Origin of the sequence: Rhodococcus sp. WB1 (assembly GCF_001700945.1) — a bacterium.
Taxonomy (GTDB): domain Bacteria; phylum Actinomycetota; class Actinomycetes; order Mycobacteriales; family Mycobacteriaceae; genus Rhodococcus; species Rhodococcus aetherivorans.
On record NZ_CP015529.1, the window covers coordinates 1,368,437 to 1,388,501 of the forward strand.

Here is a 20,065-nt window from a genome sequence, read left to right on the forward strand (position 1 = left end):
GAGATCATGTCGTTGACCGACCCGCCCAGGACCGGGGCCGAGACCCCGGCCCACCACGACGGCGCGGACTTCCACGCCGAGAGTCGTGCGTATCTCGAAAAGCGCACTCTGAGAAAGGGTTCGGCGGGCTGGGTGCTGCTCGCGGGCCTCGGTGTCAGCTACGTGATCTCCGGTGACTACGCCGGCTGGAACAACGGCCTGGCCGAGGGCGGATTCGGTGGTCTGCTCGTCGCCTCGGTGGTCATCGCGGCCATGTACTTCGCGATGGTGCTCGGCATGGCCGAGCTGTCCTCCGCGCTGCCCGCCGCCGGCGGCGGCTACACCTTCGCGCGCCGCGCCCTCGGACCGTGGGGTGGATTCGCCACCGGCACAGCAATTCTCATCGAGTACTCGATCGCCCCGGCCGCGATCGCCACGTTCATCGGCGGGTACGTCGAGTCGCTGAACCTGTTCGGCATCACCGACGGATGGTGGATCTATCTCGCCGTGTACGCGGTGTTCATCGGCATCCACCTCACCGGCGCCGGCGAAGCGCTCAAGGCGATGTTCGTGATCACGGCGATCGCTCTCGTCGGGCTCGTGGTGTTCGCCGTCTCCGCCGTCGGGCTGTTCGACACCGCGAACCTGACCGACATCGCCGTCGACGAGACCGCCGCCGGAGCGTCGTCGTTCCTTCCCTTCGGCCTGTTCGGCATCTGGGCGGCCGTGCCGTTCGCGATCTGGTTCTTCCTCGCCGTCGAGGGTGTGCCCCTGGCCGCCGAGGAGGCAACCGAGCCGGAGAAGAACGTGCCCAAGGGCATCATCGTGTCCATGCTGGTGCTGCTCGTCACCGGTGCGACCGTGCTGTTCCTGGCCACCGGCGCGCTCGGCGCCGACGCCCTGTCCACATCCGGTAACCCGCTCGTCGAGGCCCTCGGCGACACCGGCGCAGCGAAGGTGGTCAACTACATCGGGCTCGCCGGCCTGATCGCGAGCTTCTTCTCGATCATGTACGCGTACTCGCGGCAGACGTTCGCGCTCTCCCGCGCCGGGTACCTCCCCACGAGCCTGTCGCTGACCAACAAGCGCAAGGCGCCCATGCTGGCGCTGATCGTCCCCGGCGTGATCGGGTTCGCGCTCTCGCTCACCGGCGAGGGAGCGATGCTGCTCAACATGGCCGTCTTCGGCGCCGCGGTGAGCTATGTGCTGATGATGGTCAGCCACATCGTGCTGCGCCGGCGCGAACCGCACATGCCGCGGCCCTACCGCACCCCCGGCGGCGTCGTCACCACCTCCTTCGCGCTGGTCGTGGCCGCGGCCGCCGTCGTGGCCACCTTCCTGGTCGATCCCGTCGCCGCCCTATGGACCCTCGGTGCCTTCGCCGCGTTCATGGCCTACTTCGGGCTCTACAGCCGGCACCGGCTGGTGGCGAACTCGCCCGACGAGGAGTTCGCCGCGCTCGCCGAGGCGGAGGCCGAGCTGAAGTGAGCGTCTACACCCAGCATCTCGCCGGCACCACCTACACCTTCGACGGCCTCGTCGACCTGCTCGCCAAGGCCACCCCGCGCCGCTCCGGCGACGAACTCGCCGGCTGCGCGGCCGAATCCGACGCCGAGCGTGCGGCCGCGCAGTGGGTCCTCGCCGACATCCCGCTCGACGTGTTCCTCGCCGAGCCGGTGGTGCCGTACGAGACCGACGAGGTCACCCGGCTGATCCTCGACGATCACGACCGTGACGCCTACCGGTCCGTGCAGCACCTGACGGTCGGGGGACTGCGCGACCTGCTTCTCGACACCGTCACGAAAACCGATGCGGCCGCGGCGTTCGCCGCCATGTCGCCCGGCCTGACCCCCGAGATGGTCGCCGCCGTCAGCAAGCTCATGCGCAACCAGGACCTGATCGCGGTGGCCCGCGCGATCGAGGTCACCTCGGCGTTCCGCACCACCGTCGGACTGCCCGGCCGGCTCGGCACCCGGCTGCAGCCCAACCACCCCACCGACGATCCACGCGGCATCGCCGCCGCGACCCTCGACGGGCTGCTGATGGGCTGCGGCGACGCCGTCATCGGCATCAACCCGGCCACGGACTCGCCACAGGCCACCGCCGACCTGCTGCACCTGCTCGACGAGATGCGGCTGCGCTTCGACATCCCGGTGCAGTCCTGCGTCCTGTCCCACGTGACGACCACGCTCGGCCTCATCGAGGCCGGTGCCCCGGTGGACCTGGTGTTCCAGTCCATTGCCGGCACCGAGGGGGCGAACGCCGGCTTCGGCGTGAACCTGGCTCTGCTGCGGGAGGCGAACGAGGCCGGTCGCGCTCTGGGGCGCGGCACCGTCGGCGACAACGTCATGTACCTCGAGACGGGGCAGGGCTCGGCGCTGTCGGCCGGCGCGCACCTCGGCACGGGCGGACGCCCCGTCGACCAGCAGACCCTCGAGACCCGCGCGTACGCCGTCGCCCGGGCGCTCGACCCGCTGCTGATCAACACGGTGGTCGGGTTCATCGGCCCCGAATATCTCTACGACGGCAAGCAGATCGTCCGGGCCGGCCTCGAGGACCACTTCTGCGGCAAGCTGCTGGGCCTGCCGATGGGCGTGGACGTCTGCTACACCAACCACGCCGAGGCCGACCAGGACGACATGGACACCCTCCTGACCCTGCTCGGGGTGGCCGGCGCCGCGTTCGTCATCGCGGTGCCCGGAGCCGACGACGTCATGCTCGGCTACCAGAGCCTGTCGTTCCACGATGCGCTGTATGTGCGTCGCGCGCTGGGCCTGCGCGCCGCCCCCGAGTTCGAGCGGTGGCTCTCCGGTCTCGGCATGGTGGACGGAGCCGGGCACATCCTGCCGGTGGACGCGGCGGCCTCCCCGCTGCGCGCCCTCGCGGGAGGTGCGGCGTGAGCGGGTCCGTCGACCGTGACTTCTGGGCACCGCTGCGGTCGGCGACCCAGGCCCGCATCGGGCTCGGCCGGGCCGGCGACGGCCTCCCGACCGCTCGGGTGCTCGAGTTCCGGGCCGCGCACGCCGCGGCCCGCGACGCGGTGCACCAGCCCCTCGACGTGCCGGCGCTGGCCACCGACCTCGAACGCCTCGGACTCGGCGCGCCGATCGTCGTCACCAGCCGGGTGAGCGATCGCGGCGAGTACCTGCGCCGCCCGGACCTGGGCCGCCTGCCCGAGGATCTGTCCGCGGTCCCCGGCACCGGCGCCGACGTCGGGGTGGTCCTCGCCGACGGGCTCTCGCCGCGAGCCCTGGCCGAGCACGGCGTCGCCCTGCTCGAGGCCGTCGTGGCGGCCCTGCCGCGGCACCTGTCCGTGGCACCGCCGGTGATCGCGACGTCGGCACGGGTGGCGCTGGGCGACCACATCGGCGCCGCCCTGGGGGTGCGCACGCTGCTGGTGCTGATCGGGGAGCGGCCCGGGTTGTCGGTCGCCGACAGCCTCGGGGTGTACCTGACCCACGAGCCGCGGCCCGGTCGGGCCGACGCCGAGCGGAACTGCGTGTCCAACATCCACCCCCCGGAGGGGCTCGGGTACGCCGCGGCCGCGCGTGTCGTCGCGGGGCTGGTCGACGGGGCGCGCCGGCTCGGGCGTTCCGGTGTGGACCTGAAGGACACGACGCGGGCGGACCGGCTCGATTCCGCGACGGTGGGGGAGTTGTAGGGGCGAGAGTGTGACGTACCCGCGTGGGCGGTTGACATCGCGACCGGAAGCGCCAAATTATGTACTCCGCCCGACCGGGTGACACGTACCGCCCGCGACCGGGCGACGAGGAGAAGACACGATGGCGTTCGCTGGCAATGTCGACGAGCTGGCTCTGCTGCAGACGGTGCGGTTGAAGGAGACCGTCACCGCCGAGATGATCGCGGCGCATCTGGGGGTGTCGGTCGCGTCCGGGCGGGCGGCGTACGACGCGCTGGTCACGCAGGGCAAGGCGAAGGAGACCGGCAACGGCGTCTCCCTGACCGACGCAGGGGTCGCGGAACTGACCGATCAGCTCGACGCGGAGCGCGTCTCGATCGACGAGGATTCTCTCGCGGAGCTGTTCGAGCAGTTCGGCCCGCTCGACGAAGAGCTCTCCGCGCTGCTCGCCGACCCGGAATCCGCCAACTTCCTCGACGAACTGATCGAGCTGGATCGCAAGGCGCAGAACCTCTTCGACGACGTGTCGGCGTTCGTTCCGCGCCTGTCGCGGTATCAGGACCTGTTCGCCGAGGCGCTCGGGAAGATCAAGTCCGGCGCGCTGGCGTGGGCGACGGCGCCGAACATCGACTCGTACGCGACCGTGTGGAGCGAGATGCGCGCCGAACTCACCGGCGCCGCCGGTCGCTGACCGGCGCCGCCGGTCACCGGAACGCAGCGACGAAGCGCCGCTGCCACGGCGTCTCCACCGCTCGGTGCGAATAGTGTTCGCGCACATAGGCGACGGCCTCGCCGGGCGGTACGCCGTCGAGGATCGCGAGGCAGGCCAGGGCGGTGCCCGTGCGCCCCCGGCCACCGCCGCAGGCGACCTCGACGCGTTCGGTCGCGCACCGCTGCCACGCCTCGTGCAGTATCCGGCGGGCAGCGGCGGGGTCGGTGGGGAGGCGGAAGTCGGGCCACCGGATCCACCGGGCGTCCCACGGGACCGCCGGCGGCGTCCGGCCCGCGAGGTACACCCCGAGGGTGGGCAGCGGTCCGGCCGGAAGGGGACGTCGGACGCCACGGCCCCGGACGTACCGGCCCGACGGTAGTGCCAGGATCCCCGGGGCGTGCGGGTCCCAGGTCGTCGTCGCCATGAACGGAGCGTAGACGGCGCGAAAGTTGTTCGGCCACCGGGTGTCCCGGAATCGCCGCGGAGGACCGCGCGTGGTGCGGGGTGGGGCGTCCCGCGACGATCAAGTCCTTCGTTCGGCAAACTACGTGATCCGGCTCACAGCCACCCCCCTTTCGGGGGTAGTGGGGGAGTGAGACGGATCACTACCTTTCCTTCCATCGCGCGGCGCAGGGCCGCCGCGGCTCGGACGGAAATACGGAGGACAGACGTGACCACAGTGTCGACACCGGGGGCCGAACCCCCCGTGGTACCGGCGGGACAGAAGCCCGCCGCGCCGACCGCCCCCGCCCCGGGCGGACCCGGCATCCGACGCGTCGCCATCGCCAGCTGCATCGGCACCACCATCGAGTTCTACGACTTCTTCATCTACGGAACCGCCGCAGCCCTGGTCTTTCCGACGGTGTTCTTCCCGGCTCTCGGCGCCACCGCCGGCACGGTCGCCTCGTTCGCGACCTTCGCCGTCGCGTTCATCGCCCGCCCGGTCGGCGCCATGCTGTTCGGGCACTTCGGCGACCGCATCGGCCGCAAGAAGACCCTCGTCTCCACGCTGCTGCTGATGGGCATCTCGACCCTGCTCATCGGGCTGCTGCCGGGCGCCGAGACGATCGGCGTCGCCGCCCCGATCATCCTCGTGCTGCTGCGATTCGCGCAGGGCTTCGCCGTCGGCGGGGAGTGGGCCGGCGCGACGCTGCTCACCGCCGAGTACGCGCCACCGGGCAAACGCGGCCTGTACGCGATGTTCCCGCAGCTCGGCCCCGCCATCGCCTTCGCCCTGTCGAGCGCCACCTTCCTGTTCACCGGCCTGGCCCTCGGCGACACCAACGAGGCCTTCCTCAACTACGGCTGGCGAATCCCGTTCCTGTTCAGCATCGTTCTCGTGGCCATCGGTCTCTACATGCGCCTCGCCATCGAGGAGACCCCCGTGTTCCGGGCCGAGAGCGAGGCCCGCGCCGCCGCCCCGTCCGAGAAGCGCACCCTGCCGTTCCTCGACGCCCTGCGCTACCAGACCAAGGAGATCCTCCTCTCGGCCGGCGCACTGGCGATCATGTTCGCCTTCTTCTACATGGGCACCGCGTACCTGACCAGCTACGCGACCAAGACCCTCGGCTTCTCCCGGCCGTTCGTCCTCACCGTCGGCATCGCCGCCTCGTTCGTCTTCGGGGCCGCGATCGTGCTCTCCGCCCTCTACTCCGACCGGGTCGGCCGCCGGCGCGTCATCATGATCTCCTGCGGCTTCTCCGTCGTGTGGGCGCTGGCGCTGTTCCCGCTGCTCGACACCGGCTCGCCGGTCGCGTTCGTCGTCGGCATGATGGTCACCCTGGCCATCTTCGGCATCGCCTACGGACCGTGCGGCGCGCTGCTGCCGGAGATGTTCCACACCCGGTACCGGTACACCGGCGCCGGACTCGGCTACAACCTCGCCGGTGTCCTGGGTGGCGCGATTCCGCCCATGCTGGCCGCGCCCCTCGCGGCGTCCTACGGCGGCATCGCCATCGGCATCATGCTCTCCGTGCTCGGCGTGCTGAGCTTCGTGTGCACCAAGGCCCTCGTCGAGACCCGCGACCGAGCGCTCTGATCCCACCGGCGCCCTCCCCGACACCCCCGGGGAGGGCGCCTCGTGCTGCCACCGCACCGCCAACTGTCCAGAATCCGAACACCTGCGGCGCCGGATCGGCGAGCATGGTGGACGAGTCCACGAGATCCCCTCGCTCGCCCCGGGCCGCGCACACTGCAGGAGCACCCATGACCGGTTTCGCCACACCCGAACTGCCCAGCTACACCTCGGGGGCGTGGAACACCCCGCTGCTGGGGGACACGATCGGCGACAACTTCGACCGCACCGTCGCCCGCCACGGCGACCGCGACGCGCTCGTCGACCGCGCCGCCGGCCGGCGCTGGACCTACACCGAACTCGCCGCGGAGGTCGACGCCCTCGCGCTCGGTCTGCTGCGCGCCGGCATCGGCAAGGGCGACCGGGTGGGCATCTGGGCGCCGAACCGGGCGGAGTGGGTGTTCGTCCAGTACGCCACCGCGAAGATCGGCGCGATCCTGGTCAACATCAACCCCGCCTACCGCTCGCACGAACTGCAGTACGTGCTCACCCAGGCCGGGATCCGGATGCTGATCTCCGCGCCGAGTTTCAAGACGTCCGACTACGCCGCAATGATCTCCGAGGTGCGCGGCGACTGCCCGGACCTCGAGCACGTGGTGCTGCTCGGATACCCCGAATGGAACGAACTCGCCGAGTCCGGACGCGCCGCACTCGCCGACGACCGCACCCGGCTCGACGCCGCCCAGCGTGACCTGTCGGCCGACGATCCGATCAACATCCAGTACACGTCCGGCACCACCGGATTCCCCAAGGGCGCCACCCTCAGCCACCACAACATCCTCAACAACGGATTCTTCGTCGGCGAGCTGTGCCACTACACCGAGAACGACAAGGTGTGCATCCCGGTGCCCTTCTACCACTGCTTCGGCATGGTCATGGGCAACCTGGCCTGCACCAGCCACGGCGCGACGATGGTCATCCCGGGACCCGCCTTCGACCCGGCCCAGACCCTGGCCGCCGTCGCCGAGGAGCGCTGCACCTCCCTGTACGGGGTGCCGACGATGTTCATCGCCGAACTCGCCGACCCCTCCTTCGAGACCCACGACCTGTCGAGCCTGCGGACCGGCATCATGGCCGGCTCCCCGTGCCCGGTCGAGGTGATGAAGCAGGTCATCGAGCGGATGGGCATGACCGAGGTCTCCATCTGCTACGGCATGACCGAGACCTCGCCGGTGTCCCTGCAGACCCGCAGCGACGACACCATCGACCAGCGCGTGTCCACCGTCGGCCGCGTCGGCCCGCACCTCGAGGTCAAGATCGTCGACCCGGCCACGGGCCTGACCGTCCCGCGTGGTGAACCGGGCGAGCTGTGCACCCGCGGCTACTCGGTGATGCTCGGCTACTGGAACCAGCCCGACAAGACCGCCGAGGCCATCGACAAGGCCCGGTGGATGCACACCGGCGACATCGGCGTCATGGACGCCGACGGGTACGTCTCGGTCACCGGCCGCATCAAGGACATGGTCATCCGTGGTGGCGAGAACATCTACCCGCGGGAGATCGAGGAGTTCCTCTACACCCACCCGGACATTCTCGACGCGCAGGTCGTCGGCGTGCCCGACGAGAAGTACGGGGAGGAGCTCATGGTGTGGATCCGGATGCGGGAGGGGGCGGCGCCGCTCGACGCGCAGTCGCTGCGCGAGTACTGCACGGGCAAGCTCGCGCACTACAAGATCCCCCGCTACGTGCACATCGTCGACGAGTTCCCGATGACGGTCACCGGCAAGATCCGCAAGGTCGAGATGCGGGAGCTGTCCACGGCCCTGCTCGGGGAGGCCGAGCGGGGGTGAACGGTCTGCGGCCGGAGATCGCGCTGTCCTGGAAACGCTCGCAGTTGAGCGGGATCGACCCGGGACGGCTCCCCGAGCCGACCCTGCTGGGCCCCTCGGACGCGGCCGGGCGGCTGCTCGACGCCGCCCGGCCGGTGCTCGACGAGCTGCGCACGCAGCTCGCCGGCACGGGCTGCTGCATCCTCCTCGTGGACCGGGACTGCCGGATCGTGGCCCGGCTGTTCGACGCGGCACCCATGCAGCGCGCCATGGAGGAGATCGGCGTGGTCCCCGGCGCGACCCTGAGCGAGGACACCTACGGCACCAACGCTCTCGGCACCCCGTTCGAGGTGCGGCAGAGCCTCGTGGTGCACGGCGAGGAGCACTACCTCGAGTCCCTCAAGGACTTCAGCTGCTACGGGCACCCCCTCGTGCATCCCGTCACCCGCCGCATCGAAGGCATCCTCGACATCACCGCCGCCGGCAAGATCGCCAATCCGCTGTTCGTGCCGTTCCTCGCCCGCGCGGCCCGCGACATCGAGGCGCGGTTGCTCGAGGGGGCCCGCGAATCGGACCGGCGGGTGGTCGATGCGTTCCAGCGGGCCGCGCAGCAGCGCGGCGTCGCGGTCGCGGCCATGGGTGAGGACATCATGCTCACCAACAAGGCCGCCGTGGAACTGCTCGTGCCCGCCGACCACGCGGCGCTGCGCGCGATCGCGGTCGACCTGCCGGCGGGGGAGTCCCGCACGATGGACTTCGCGTTGTCCGCCGGCGGGCGCACCCGGTTGCGGATCGACCGCATCCCGGGCATCGGCAGCGGGGCGCTGTTCCTGCTCGACGCCGCCGCCGCGCGGGAACCCGTGCCCCGCAGCGACGTCGCGCAGGACGCGACGACGCGGCTGCGGCAGCGGCTCGGACGGCTGCGCGAGCGCACCGGTGGCGTGGCGATCCTCGGCGAGCCCGGGAGCGGACGGACCTGGGCCGCAAGGGAACTCGTACGTGACACCGTCACCTTCCTCGACGCCGCCCGGATCGTCGGCGAGGGCGAACACGAGTGGGCGGCCGGGCTGCTGTCGGTCGCCGCTGCGGCGGACGGCGGCGTCGTGGTCGTCGAACACGTGCACCTGGCGCCGGATCCGGTGCTGGCGCTGCTCTCGTCGATGCTCTCCGACCCGGCCGCGGCCCGCCTCGTGCTCACCGCGGACCCCCTGGACGACGTCCGCCCGACGGTGCGAGAACTGTTGGCGCGCTGCCCCGGTCAGGTCCGGGTGCCCGCGCTGCGGCAACGGATCCGGGAACTCGGCGACCTGGCCTCCGCGCTGGCCCGGGAACTCGACCGGCCGGACCTGCGCCTGGGCCCCAGTGCCCTGACGGCGCTGTCGGAACGCTCGTGGCCCGGCAACCTCGCCGAGCTGCGGGCGGTGCTGGCCGCCATCCCGGAGCGGGAGTCCCCGCTGCCGGTGCGGGTGGAGGATCTGCCGGTCGAGTACCGCGCGACGAGCCGGGTCTCGCGTCTGGGCGGGCGCGAGCGCGCCGAGCGGGAGGCCATCATCGAGGCGCTGCGCGAGAGCGGCGGCAACAAGGTGCACGCCGCGGCGCGGCTCGGCATCAGCCGCACCACCCTCTACAGCAGGATCCGCGCACTCGGCATCGCCGGCTGACCGTCGTATGCGCATGTGCGCACTGTCCAATCCTTGAACAGTTCCCGCGGGCCTGCCCGAAGCAGTATGACCCGTGTCACACTACTTCAGGAGGTTGGGCATGACAGCTGTTGCCGAGCACACCGTCGCTCCGCGGGTTCGGGAGTTTCTCTCCGGGACCAGGCAGCTCTACATCGGCGGCGAATGGGTCGACGCCGCCTCGGGCCGCGTCTTCGCGACCTACGATCCCGCGACCGGGGACAAGCTCACCGACGTCGCCCACGGCGCCGCCGAGGACGTCGACCGGGCCGTGCGGGCCGCCCGCAAGGCGTTCGACGAGGGCCCCTGGCCGACGATGAAGGCCGCCGAGCGCGAGCGCATGATCTGGCGGGTCGGTGATCTGCTCACCGAACGTGCCGAGGAGTTCGGCCAGCTCGAGGCCCTCGACAACGGCAAGTCCGCCGTGATCGCCGCGGCCGTGGACACGGCGTGGTCGGCGGACATCTTCCGCTACTACGCCGGGTGGGCCACCAAGATCGAGGGCAGCACGGTCAACGTCACGATGCCGTTCGTGCCCGGCGGTGAGTTCCACGCCTACACGCTGCGCGAGCCGGTGGGCGTGTGCGGGCTCATCGTGCCCTGGAACTTCCCGCTGCTGATGGCCGCGTTCAAGCTCGCGCCGGCCCTGGCCGCCGGCAACACGGTCATCCTCAAGCCCGCAGAGCAGACCCCGCTCACGGCGCTGCTGCTCGCCGAGATCTTCGAGGAGGCCGGCTTCCCGCCCGGCGTGGTGAACATCGTGCCCGGCTTCGGCGACGCCGGCGCCGCGCTCGCCGCCCACGACGACGTCGACAAGATCGCCTTCACCGGGTCCACCGAGGTGGGCAAGAAGGTCGTCGACGCCGCCAAGGGAAACCTGAAGAAGGTCTCTCTCGAACTCGGCGGCAAGAGCCCGAACATCGTCTTCGCCGACGCCGATTTCGACGCCGCCGTCGCCGGATCGCTCGATGCGTGGCTGTTCAACCACGGCCAGTGCTGCGTCGCCGGCACCCGGTTGTTCGTCGAGCGTCCCATCTTCGAGAAGTTCACCGAGGCCGTCGCGGAGGCGGCGAGCAAGGTGAAGATCGGCCCCGGTCTCGACCCGGCCACCCAGCTCGGCCCGCTGGTCTCCCAGGAGCAGCTGGACCGGGTCACCGGCTACCTGCGCCAGGGCCTGACCGACGGGGCACGCGCCCTCACCGGCGGAAAGCGCTGGGGTGACAAGGGCTTCTTCGTCGAACCGACCGTGCTGGTGGACGTGCAGCCCGACTTCAGCGTGGTGCGCGAGGAGATCTTCGGTCCCGTCGTCGCCGCCATGCCGTTCGACGCCGACGAGGGCATCACCGCCGCGGCCAACGACTCGATCTACGGGCTGGCCGCCGGCATCTGGACCCGGGACCTGTCGAAGGCGCACCGCACCGCGCGGCGGCTCAAGGCCGGTTCGGTGTGGATCAACCAGTACAACGGCTTCGACACCGCGATGCCGTTCGGCGGGTTCAAGCAGTCCGGGTGGGGACGCGAGCTCGGCGCGGGAGCGCTGGACCTCTACACCCAGACCAAGGCCGTGAACATCGCCCTCTGACCCCCGTCACCCGCCACCCCAAGGAGAACAACGATGAAGACCAAAGCCGCAGTCCTGCTCGAGACCGGCAAGCCGTTCGAGATCATGGAACTCGACCTCGACGGCCCGGGCCCCGGCGAGGTGCTGATCAAGTACACCGCGGCGGGCCTGTGCCACTCGGACCTGCACCTGACCGACGGGGACCTGCCCCCGCGCTTCCCGATCGTCGGTGGCCACGAGGGTTCCGGCATCATCGAGGAGGTCGGCCCTGGCGTCACCAAGGTCAAGCCCGGTGACCACGTGGTGTGCAGCTTCATCCCGAACTGCGGCACCTGCCGGTACTGCTCGACGGGCCGGCAGAACCTGTGCGACATGGGCGCCACCATCCTCGAGGGCTGCATGCCGGACGGCTCGTTCCGGTTCCATTCCGGCAGCACCGACTTCGGCGCGATGTGCATGCTCGGCACGTTCGCCGAACGCGCCACCATCTCGCAGCACTCGGTGGTCAAGGTCGACGACTGGCTCCCGCTCGAGACCGCCGTGCTCGTCGGCTGCGGTGTGCCGTCCGGTTGGGGCACCGCGGTGTACGCCGGGGACGTCCGTGCCGGGGACATCGTCGTGATCTACGGCATCGGCGGCCTCGGTGTCAATGCCGTCCAGGGTGCCGTGCACGCGGGCGCCAAGTACGTGGTGGTCGTCGACCCGGTGGAGTTCAAGCGCGAGACCGCCCTGAAGTTCGGTGCCACGCACGCCTTCGCGAGCGCCGCCGAGGCGGCCGAGAAGGTCAACGAGCTGAGCTGGGGCCAGGGCGCCGACGCCGCCCTGATCCTCGTCGGCACCGTCGACGAGGAGGTCGTCTCGGCGGCCACCTCGATCGTGGGCAAGGGCGGCACCGTCGTCATCACCGGCCTGGCCAATCCCGAGAAGCTGACCGTGCACGTGTCCGGAACGGAACTGACCCTGTTCCAGAAGACCATCAAGGGCTCGCTGTTCGGCTCGGCGAACCCGCAGTACGACATCGTGCGGCTGCTGCGGCTCTACGATGCCGGCCAGCTGAAGCTCGACGAGCTGGTCACCCATCGCTACAGCCTGGAGGAGGTCAACCAGGGCTACCAGGACCTGCGGGACGGCAAGAACATCCGCGGCGTCATCGTCCACGACGCCTGATCGTGGGGTGCGCCTCGCCCGCCGGGCAGGGCGCACCTCCGGGACCGCGCAACTTTTTGCAGAAGATTCACCGGAATTCACCCGAAGTGCGCATATTCCGCGCACCCTGTGGCATACCGTCCCCACGGTTCGATGTTCCGAGAGAGGAGCCCGTGATGGGAGAAATCATCGGCACGATCATCTTCGGCGCGGTCATCGGTGTGCTCGCACGCCTGGTGATACCGGGGAAGCAGGCGATGGGATGGCTCATCACCATCGTCATCGGCATCATCGGTGCCCTGCTCGGCTACTGGATCTGGGGCATGATCAGCGACCAGGGCGACACCGAAGGTATCGACTGGATCCGCTGGATCATCAGTATCGCCGTGGCCGCGGTGCTGACGCTGGCCTACACCTCCATGACGAGGAGCAGGGTCCGGTAACAGCGGCGAAACGGGACCCCGTCCGGAGATCCGGACGGGGTCTCCGTGCCTGTTCAGGTCCCGGAGGCCGCGGTGCCCGGCCGATCGGCACCGAGCGCGGCCAGGGTCATGCGCCGCAGGACCGCCCGGGTCGCCGCGGGAGAGGACCGGTCGGCGCTGTGCGGCGTCGAGTTGATGAGCCCGAACGCCGCGTGGGCCATGGTCCGAGCGTCGGACTCCCCCAGGGCGGGGTCGAGCCGGCGCAGCACGCCCACCCACAGCTCGACGTACCGCCGCTGGGTCTGGCGCACCTCCCGGCGGGCGTCCTCCGGGAGGGACTGCAGCTCCCGGTCCTGGACGCGGATCAGGTCCGGCTCCCCGAGCGCGAAGTCGAGGTGGAAGTCCACGAGCCGGTCGAGTGCGCGCCGGGGCTCGTCGGTGTGGTCGATCACGTCGGTACCGCCCGCCAGCAGGCGGCGGCTGATGTCGACCAGGAGCTCGACGAGCAGCGCGTCCTTGTTGGGGAAGTGCCGGTAGACGGCGGGACCGCTGATGCCCACCGCCGCGCCGAGATCCTCGAGGCGCACGCCGTTGAAGCCGCGCTCGGCGACGAGCCGTGCCGCGGCCTGCAGCAGTTGCCGCCGCCGGTCGGCCTTGGCCCGGCCGCGCGCGGTGAGCAGCTGCTCGTCGGTGTCCGGCTTCAGCTCGGTCATCGGCCGCACCCTTCCTTCCTGATGTGGTCTGGACAACTCAGTTAATCACAGCTAACCTTATTTTCAGTTATCGAGTATTAACTCAGGCGTTCACCCCCATGGCGAGGACGGTACTGTGACAACCCCCCCAACAACCGCTCCGCGGACCTACCGCGACCAGCACGTCCAGCTGGTCGCCGAGCTGCGCGACATGCTCGCGACCGCCGCCCTCGGCGGCAGTGAGAAGGCGCGGGATCGGCACGTCGCCCGCGGCAAGCTGCTGCCCCGGGACCGCGTCGACGCCCTGCTCGACCCCGGCAGCGCGTTTCTCGAGATCGCGCCGCTGGCCGCGAACGGCATGTACGACGACGAGTGCCCGGGCGCGGGCATCATCGCCGGCATCGGCCGGGTGTCCGGCCGCGAGTGCGTGATCGTCGCCAACGACGCCACCGTCAAGGGCGGCACCTACTACCCGATCACGGTCAAGAAGCACCTGCGGGCGCAGGAGATCGCGCTGCAGAACCAGCTGCCCTGCCTCTACCTGGTCGACTCCGGCGGGGCGTTCCTGCCGCGGCAGGACGAGGTGTTCCCCGACCGCGAGCACTTCGGCCGCATCTTCTACAACCAGGCCACCATGAGCGCCAAGGGGATCCCGCAGATCGCCGCGGTGCTGGGCTCGTGCACCGCCGGCGGCGCCTACGTGCCCGCGATGAGCGACGAGGCCGTCATCGTCCGCAACCAGGGCACCATCTTCCTCGGCGGCCCGCCGCTGGTGAAGGCCGCCACCGGCGAGGTCGTCACCGCGGAGGAACTCGGCGGCGGCGACCTGCACTCGAAGGTCTCCGGTGTCACCGACCATCTCGCCGAGGACGACCGCGACGCGCTGAACAGGGTGCGCGACATCGTCGCCACGTTCGGGCCCCGCAACCCCCGGCCGTGGGACGTGGCGCCGACCTTCGCGCCCGCCGCGGATCCGGCCGAGCTGTACGACGTGGTGCCCACCGACCCGCGCACCCCCTACGACGTGCACGAGGTCATCGAGCGCATCGTCGACGGCGACCCCGCCGGGCCCGGCTCGAGCTTTTCCGAGTTCAAGGCCGAGTACGGCAAGACCCTGGTCACCGGCTTCGCCCGGATCCACGGCCACCCGGTCGGCATCGTCGCCAACAACGGCGTGCTGTTCGGTGAATCCGCCCAGAAGGGCGCCCATTTCATCGAGCTGTGCGACAAGCGCTCGATCCCGCTGCTGTTCCTGCAGAACATCTCCGGCTTCATGGTCGGCCGGGACTACGAGGCCGGCGGCATCGCCAAGCACGGCGCCAAGATGGTCACCGCCGTCGCGTGCGCGCGGGTGCCGAAGCTGACCGTCGTCGTCGGCGGCTCCTACGGCGCCGGCAACTACTCGATGTGCGGGCGGGCGTACTCGCCGCGCTTCCTGTGGATGTGGCCCAACGCCCGCATCTCGGTGATGGGCGGCGAGCAGGCCGCCTCCGTCCTGGCGACGGTGCGTTCGGAACAGCTCGACGCGTCCGGCACCCCGTGGACCGCCGAGCAGGAGGAGGCGTTCAAGGCGCCGATCCGCGCCCAGTACGAGCACCAGGGCAACCCCTACTACTCGACCGCGCGGCTGTGGGACGACGGCATCATCGATCCCGCCGACACGCGGGAAGTTCTCGGCCTGGCCCTGTCGGCGTGCGCGAACGCACCCCTCGAGCCGGTCTCCTACGGCGTCTTCCGGATGTGAGGCACATGAACATGTTCGATACCACCGGCCGAGCCGGGATGTTCCATACCGTACTGGTGGCCAACCGCGGGGAGATCGCGGTCCGGGTGATCCGGACCCTGCGCCGCATGGGCATCCGGTCCGTCGCCGTGTACAGCGACGCCGACGCCGGCGCCCGGCACGTGCGTGAGGCCGACACCGCGGTGCGCCTCGGCCCCGCCGCCGCGCGCGAGAGCTACCTCGACATCGCCAAGGTGATCGACGCGGCCCGGCGCACCGGTGCGCAGGCGATCCACCCCGGTTACGGCTTCCTGTCCGAGAACTCGGGCTTCGCGCAGGCCTGCGCCGACGCCGGGATCGTGTTCCTCGGCCCGCCCGCCAAGGCCATCGAGGTCATGGGCGACAAGATCACCGCCAAGAACGCCGTCGCCGCGTTCGACGTCCCGGTCGTGCCCGGCATCTCCCGGCCCGGCCTGACCGACGACGAGCTGATCGCCGCGGCCGGCGACATCGGATACCCGGTGCTGATCAAGCCGTCCGCCGGCGGCGGCGGCAAGGGCATGCGCCTGGTCACCGAATCCGGTCAGCTCGCCGAGGCGCTCGCCTCCGCGCGGCGCGAGGCGGCCTCCGCGTTCGGTGACGACACCCTGTTCCTCGAACGGTTCGTGCAGCGCCCACGGCACATCGAGGTGCAGATCCTCGCCGACACCCACGGCAACGTCGTCCATCTCGGCGAGCGTGAGTGCAGCCTGCAGCGCCGCCACCAGAAGGTGATCGAGGAGGCCCCGTCGCCGCTGCTCGACGAGGCCACTCGCGCCCGGATCGGGCAGGCCGCGTGCAACACCGCCCGCAGCGTCGACTACACCGGCGCCGGCACGGTGGAGTTCATCGTCTCCGCGGACGCGCCGGACGAGTTCTTCTTCATGGAGATGAACACCCGCCTGCAGGTCGAGCACCCCGTCACCGAACTGGTCACCGGACTGGACCTGGTGGAGTGGCAGGTGCGCGTCGCCGCCGGCGAGGCGCTCGGCTTCGAACAGGACGACATCACCCTGACCGGGCACGCGATCGAGGCCCGCGTCTACGCCGAGGACCCCGCCCGCGGATTCCTGCCCACCGGCGGCACCGTCGTCGGGCTCGACGAACCCGCCAACCAGGCCGGCACCGGGGTGGGCATCCGCGTCGACTCCGGGCTCGAGGTGGGCACGGTCGTCGGCAGCGACTACGACCCGATGCTGTCGAAGGTGATCGCGCACGGACCCGACCGCGCCGCCGCGCTGCGCCGGCTCGACCGGGCCCTGGCCGAGACCGCGGTCCTCGGGGTGGTCACCAACATCGACTTCGCCCGCTTCCTGCTCGCCGATCCCGACGTGCAGGCCGGCAACCTCGACACCGGGCTGCTCGATCGCCGCCTCGACGACTACACCGCCCCGGACACCCCCGACGCGGTGCTCGTCGCCGCGGCCGCGCACCGCTGGCTGCGCCGCTGGCCCGCGACGTCCACGACGTCGGCAGTGGACCCGTGGGACCGGCCCACCGGCTGGCGGGTCGGAGGACCCGCGCCGACCACCGTGCGGCTGCAGACCCCCACCCGCACCGATCACGTGCACCTCACCGGCACCCCGGAGGCCGCCACCGCCCGGATCGAGGACGGCCCCGAGCGGGTACTCACCGCTCGGCTCGACGCCGGCCGCCTCGCCGTCACCCTCGACGGGGTGCGCTCGGAGTTCCTCGTCGCCGAGGGCGACGGGCAGCTGTGGCTCGCCGGTGACGGCGGCACCTGGCCGGTGCGCGAGGCCCGCGAACCGAACATCCGGGACGCCGACGCCCACGCCGGCGAGGCCGAGCTGACCAGCCCGATGCCCGGCACCGTCATCGCCGTCCCCGTCGAGAACGGTGCCACCGTCACCGCCGGCAGCACCGTCGTCGTCGTCGAGGCGATGAAGATGGAACACGCCCTGACCACGCCCGTCGACGGCACCGTCGAACTCCTCGTCGCCCCCGGCGACCAGGTCAAGGTCGACCAGCTCCTCGCCCGCGTCGTCCCCGGCAGCGGAGTTCCCACCCACTCCGTTCCCGCCCCCACCGACACCACCGACAGCTAGGACACCCCGATGACCGACTACCTCTCCACCGGACAGCTTCCCGAGGACTACCGGGACCTGAAGAACACCGTCGCAGACTTCGCGCAGACCGTCGTCGCACCCGTCGCCGCCGAGCACGACGCCAACCACACGTTCCCGTACGAGGTCGTCGCGGGCATGGCCGACCTCGGCCTGTTCGGGCTGCCGTTCCCCGAGGAGTACGGCGGGCAGGGCGGAGACTACTTCGCGCTGTGCCTCGCGCTCGAGGAACTCGGCAAGGTCGACCAGTCCGTGGCCATCACCCTCGAGGCCGGCGTCTCGCTCGGCGCGATGCCGATCTACCGCTTCGGCACCGAGGAGCAGAAGCAGAAGTGGCTGCCGCAGCTCGCCGCGGGACGGGCGCTGGGCGCGTTCGGCCTGACCGAGCCCGGCGCCGGCAGCGACGCCGGCGGCACCAAGACCACCGCCAAGCTCGACGGTGACCAGTGGATCATCAACGGCAGCAAGCAGTTCATCACCAACTCCGGCACCGACATCACCGAGATCGTGACCGTCACCGCCGTCACCGGCGAACGCGACGGCAAGAAGGAGATCTCCACGATCGTCGTGCCCACCGACACGCCCGGCTTCGTCGCCGAGCCCGCCTACAACAAGGTCGGCTGGAACGCCTCGGACACCCACCCGCTGAGCTTCACCGACGTGCGGGTGCCGGCGGAGAACCTGCTCGGCGAGCGCGGCCGCGGCTACGCGAACTTCCTGCGCATCCTCGACGAGGGCCGCATCGCGATCGCCGCCCTGTCCACCGGCGCGGCGCAGGGCTGCGTCGACGAGTCCGTCAAGTACGCGAAGGAGCGCGAGGCGTTCGGCCGTCCCATCGGCCGGAACCAGGCGATCGCCTTCAAGATCGCCCGGATGGAGGCACGGGCCCATGCCGCCCGCGCCGCCTACTACGACGCCGCGGCCCTCATGCTGGCGGGCAAGCCGTTCAAGAAGCAGGCTGCCATCGCCAAGCTGGTCGCGTCGGAAGCGGCGATGGACAACGCGCGCGACGCGACGCAGATCCACGGCGGCTACGGCTTCATGAACGAGTACGCGGTGGCCCGGCACTACCGGGACAGCAAGATCCTCGAGATCGGCGAGGGCACCACCGAGGTCCAGCTCATGCTCGTGGCGCGGGAGCTCGGCCTGTGAGCGCTCAGCGACGCGTCACCCAGCGGGGACTGTGGTTCGAGGAGTTCGAGGTCGGCACGGTCTACGAGCACCGCCCCGGGCGCACCGTCACCGAGGCCGACAACGTCGCGTTCACCACGATGACGATGAACACGCAGGCGCTGCACCTCGACGCCGCCTACAGTGAGGGCACCGAATTCGGTGAGCGCCTGGTGAATTCGATGTTCACCCTGTCCACCCTCGTCGGATTGTCGGTGGCGCAGCTGACCCAGGGCACGATCGTCGCCAACCTCGGCTTCTCGGAGATCAAGTTCCCCGCGCCGGTCCGCCACGGCGACACCCTGTACGCCGAGACCCTGGTCACCGACAAGCGCGAGTCCAAGTCCCGTCCGGGGCAGGGGATCGTCACGCTCGAGCACACGGCCCGCAACCAGCACGGCGACGTCGTCGCGGTCGCGGTGCGCCAGACACTCGTGCAATGCCGGCCCGCCGACGACACGCAGAAGGGATAGGGGACAAGCATGGGTTCCGTCGACTCCGTGGGTGGTCCGGCGTGGTTGTTCTGTCCGGCCGATCGTCCGGAGCGGTTCGGTAAGGCGGCCGCGACGGCGGATGTGGTGATCCTCGATCTCGAGGACGGGGTGGCGCCGGGGGACAAGGACTACGCGCGCCGGTGCCTGCAGGACACCCCGCTCGATCCGGCCCGGACGGTGGTGCGGCTCAACCCGGCCGGCACGGCCGACCACCTCGCCGATCTCGAGTCCCTCGCGAAGACCCCCTATTCCCGCGTGATGCTGGCCAAGTGCGAGTCGGCGCAGCAGGTGACGTCGCTGGCGCCGCGGGAGGTGATCGCGCTGATCGAGTCCCCGCTGGGGGCGTTGAAGGTCGACGAGATCGCCCTGGCGGCGGGCACGGTCGGTCTGATGTGGGGTGCGGAGGATCTCGTGGTCGGCCTGGGTGGGCAGTCGTCCCGCCGGGGGGACGGGACGTATCGGGACGTGGCGCGGCACGTGCGGTCGCAGGCGTTGCTGGCGGCGAAGGCGTACGAGCGGTTCGCCCTGGACTCGGTGTATCTGAACATCAGGGATCACGACGGGTTGCGGGCGGAGGCGCTGGACGCGGTGGCGGTCGGGTTCGATGCGAAGGTGGCGATCCACCCCGGTCAGGTGGCGGTGATCCGGTCCGCGTACGCGCCGAGCGCGGAGGATGTGGCGTGGGCGCGGCGGGTGCTGGCGGCGGTGCCGGAGGAGCGGGGGGTGTTCCAGTTCGAGGGCCGGATGGTCGACGCGCCGGTGCTGCGGCACGCGGAGCAGATCCTGCACCGCTCGGTGCAGTCGGAGGCAGCGGCCGGGCAGTCGGAGGCAGCGGCCGGGCAGTCGGAGGCAGCGGCCGGCGCCTGACGGATCCGCGCTCT

Annotated in this window: 17 protein-coding genes; 15 read left to right on the forward strand and 2 right to left on the reverse strand. The window is 70.7% G+C overall.

The features are described 5' to 3' along the window. The first annotated feature begins 6 nt into the window (after positions 1–6). The 4 genes from eat to A4U64_RS06315 all read left to right on the forward strand — a co-directional run bounded on the left by eat (position 7) and on the right by A4U64_RS06315 (position 4,310). Entirely contained in the window at positions 7–1,467 is a 1,461-nt protein-coding gene (gene eat / locus A4U64_RS06300; protein ID WP_029544952.1) for an ethanolamine permease, read from the forward strand. Next, positions 1,464–2,879: an ethanolamine ammonia-lyase subunit EutB gene (locus A4U64_RS06305; RefSeq protein WP_029544950.1), complete on the forward strand. Its 1,416-nt coding sequence runs from the start codon at positions 1,464–1,466 to the stop codon at positions 2,877–2,879. Before eat ends, A4U64_RS06305 begins: the two co-directional genes overlap by 4 nt. Next, on the forward strand, positions 2,876–3,640 hold the full coding sequence (eutC, locus tag A4U64_RS06310; RefSeq protein ID WP_065922336.1) for an ethanolamine ammonia-lyase subunit EutC: 765 nt from the start codon (positions 2,876–2,878) through the stop codon (positions 3,638–3,640). Before A4U64_RS06305 ends, eutC begins: the two co-directional genes overlap by 4 nt. A 121-nt stretch (positions 3,641–3,761) precedes the next feature. After that, complete coding sequence (locus tag A4U64_RS06315; protein WP_065922337.1) at positions 3,762–4,310, forward strand: hypothetical protein; 549 nt, start codon at positions 3,762–3,764, stop codon at positions 4,308–4,310. 13 nt (positions 4,311–4,323) lie between these two features. Here A4U64_RS06315 and A4U64_RS06320 read toward each other — a convergent pair whose 3' ends face one another. Further along, a complete protein-coding gene (locus A4U64_RS06320; RefSeq protein WP_065922338.1) occupies positions 4,324–4,755 on the reverse strand; it encodes a protein-tyrosine phosphatase family protein in 432 nt (143 codons plus the stop codon). A gap of 246 nt (positions 4,756–5,001) precedes the next feature. Here A4U64_RS06320 and A4U64_RS06325 point away from each other — a divergent pair, with 246 nt between their 5' ends. The 6 genes from A4U64_RS06325 to A4U64_RS06350 all read left to right on the forward strand — a co-directional run bounded on the left by A4U64_RS06325 (position 5,002) and on the right by A4U64_RS06350 (position 13,003). After that, entirely contained in the window at positions 5,002–6,369 is a 1,368-nt protein-coding gene (locus A4U64_RS06325) for an MFS transporter (protein WP_442971933.1), read from the forward strand. A 167-nt stretch (positions 6,370–6,536) separates the two neighbouring features. Then, a complete protein-coding gene (locus A4U64_RS06330) occupies positions 6,537–8,195 on the forward strand; it encodes an AMP-binding protein (protein ID WP_065922340.1) in 1,659 nt (552 codons plus the stop codon). Beyond that, complete coding sequence (locus A4U64_RS06335; protein WP_029544940.1) at positions 8,192–9,835, forward strand: sigma-54-dependent Fis family transcriptional regulator; 1,644 nt, start codon at positions 8,192–8,194, stop codon at positions 9,833–9,835. The genes A4U64_RS06330 and A4U64_RS06335 overlap by 4 nt, the downstream gene beginning before the upstream one ends. 100 nt (positions 9,836–9,935) lie before the next feature. After that, positions 9,936–11,435, forward strand: coding sequence for an aldehyde dehydrogenase family protein (locus tag A4U64_RS06340; protein WP_006947089.1), 1,500 nt, complete (start codon positions 9,936–9,938; stop codon positions 11,433–11,435). Between the two features lie 33 nt (positions 11,436–11,468). After that, positions 11,469–12,581 carry an NDMA-dependent alcohol dehydrogenase gene (locus tag A4U64_RS06345; RefSeq protein ID WP_006947092.1) on the forward strand — a complete coding sequence of 371 codons (1,113 nt, stop codon included), beginning with the start codon at positions 11,469–11,471 and terminating at the stop codon, positions 12,579–12,581. A 155-nt stretch (positions 12,582–12,736) separates the two neighbouring features. Continuing rightward, positions 12,737–13,003 (forward strand): GlsB/YeaQ/YmgE family stress response membrane protein, encoded by a 267-nt coding sequence (locus tag A4U64_RS06350; RefSeq protein ID WP_006947094.1) that lies wholly within the window; start codon positions 12,737–12,739, stop codon positions 13,001–13,003. 53 nt (positions 13,004–13,056) lie between these two features. On the opposite strand, the gene A4U64_RS06355 is transcribed toward A4U64_RS06350, so the two are convergent. Further along, entirely contained in the window at positions 13,057–13,695 is a 639-nt protein-coding gene (locus tag A4U64_RS06355; RefSeq protein WP_065922341.1) for an SACE_7040 family transcriptional regulator, read from the reverse strand. A 190-nt stretch (positions 13,696–13,885) separates the two neighbouring features. On the opposite strand from A4U64_RS06355, the gene A4U64_RS06360 reads away from it, so the two are divergent. From A4U64_RS06360 to A4U64_RS06380, 5 genes are read left to right on the forward strand one after another with little or no spacing between them, the layout of a single operon-like run. After that, on the forward strand, positions 13,886–15,418 hold the full coding sequence (locus A4U64_RS06360; RefSeq protein ID WP_230304576.1) for a carboxyl transferase domain-containing protein: 1,533 nt from the start codon (positions 13,886–13,888) through the stop codon (positions 15,416–15,418). A gap of 11 nt (positions 15,419–15,429) precedes the next feature. Then, on the forward strand, positions 15,430–17,502 hold the full coding sequence (locus A4U64_RS06365) for an acetyl-CoA carboxylase biotin carboxylase subunit (RefSeq protein ID WP_083662556.1): 2,073 nt from the start codon (positions 15,430–15,432) through the stop codon (positions 17,500–17,502). A 9-nt stretch (positions 17,503–17,511) separates the two neighbouring features. After that, positions 17,512–18,672, forward strand: coding sequence for an acyl-CoA dehydrogenase family protein (locus A4U64_RS06370; protein ID WP_006947101.1), 1,161 nt, complete (start codon positions 17,512–17,514; stop codon positions 18,670–18,672). Continuing rightward, on the forward strand, positions 18,669–19,163 hold the full coding sequence (locus tag A4U64_RS06375) for a MaoC family dehydratase (protein ID WP_006947103.1): 495 nt from the start codon (positions 18,669–18,671) through the stop codon (positions 19,161–19,163). Before A4U64_RS06370 ends, A4U64_RS06375 begins: the two co-directional genes overlap by 4 nt. Before the next feature lie 9 nt (positions 19,164–19,172). After that, a complete protein-coding gene (locus A4U64_RS06380; RefSeq protein ID WP_065922342.1) occupies positions 19,173–20,051 on the forward strand; it encodes an HpcH/HpaI aldolase/citrate lyase family protein in 879 nt (292 codons plus the stop codon). The last annotated feature ends 14 nt before the right edge of the window (positions 20,052–20,065 follow it).

Bases quoted from the DNA above. Each gene is read 5' to 3' on its own strand.
- eat (WP_029544952.1), top strand. From the start codon at position 7: ATGTCGTTGACCGACCCGCCCAGGACCGGGGCCGAGACCCCGGCCCAC.
- A4U64_RS06315 (WP_065922337.1), top strand. From the start codon at position 3,762: ATGGCGTTCGCTGGCAATGTCGACGAGCTGGCTCTGCTGCAGACGGTG.
- A4U64_RS06320 (WP_065922338.1), bottom strand. From the start codon at position 4,755: ATGGCGACGACGACCTGGGACCCGCACGCCCCGGGGATCCTGGCACTA.
- A4U64_RS06330 (WP_065922340.1), top strand. From the start codon at position 6,537: ATGACCGGTTTCGCCACACCCGAACTGCCCAGCTACACCTCGGGGGCG.
- A4U64_RS06340 (WP_006947089.1), top strand. From the start codon at position 9,936: ATGACAGCTGTTGCCGAGCACACCGTCGCTCCGCGGGTTCGGGAGTTT.
- A4U64_RS06345 (WP_006947092.1), top strand. From the start codon at position 11,469: ATGAAGACCAAAGCCGCAGTCCTGCTCGAGACCGGCAAGCCGTTCGAG.
- A4U64_RS06350 (WP_006947094.1), top strand. From the start codon at position 12,737: ATGGGAGAAATCATCGGCACGATCATCTTCGGCGCGGTCATCGGTGTG.
- A4U64_RS06355 (WP_065922341.1), bottom strand. From the start codon at position 13,695: ATGACCGAGCTGAAGCCGGACACCGACGAGCAGCTGCTCACCGCGCGC.
- A4U64_RS06360 (WP_230304576.1), top strand. From the start codon at position 13,886: ATGCTCGCGACCGCCGCCCTCGGCGGCAGTGAGAAGGCGCGGGATCGG.
- A4U64_RS06365 (WP_083662556.1), top strand. From the start codon at position 15,430: ATGTTCGATACCACCGGCCGAGCCGGGATGTTCCATACCGTACTGGTG.
- A4U64_RS06370 (WP_006947101.1), top strand. From the start codon at position 17,512: ATGACCGACTACCTCTCCACCGGACAGCTTCCCGAGGACTACCGGGAC.
- A4U64_RS06380 (WP_065922342.1), top strand. From the start codon at position 19,173: ATGGGTTCCGTCGACTCCGTGGGTGGTCCGGCGTGGTTGTTCTGTCCG.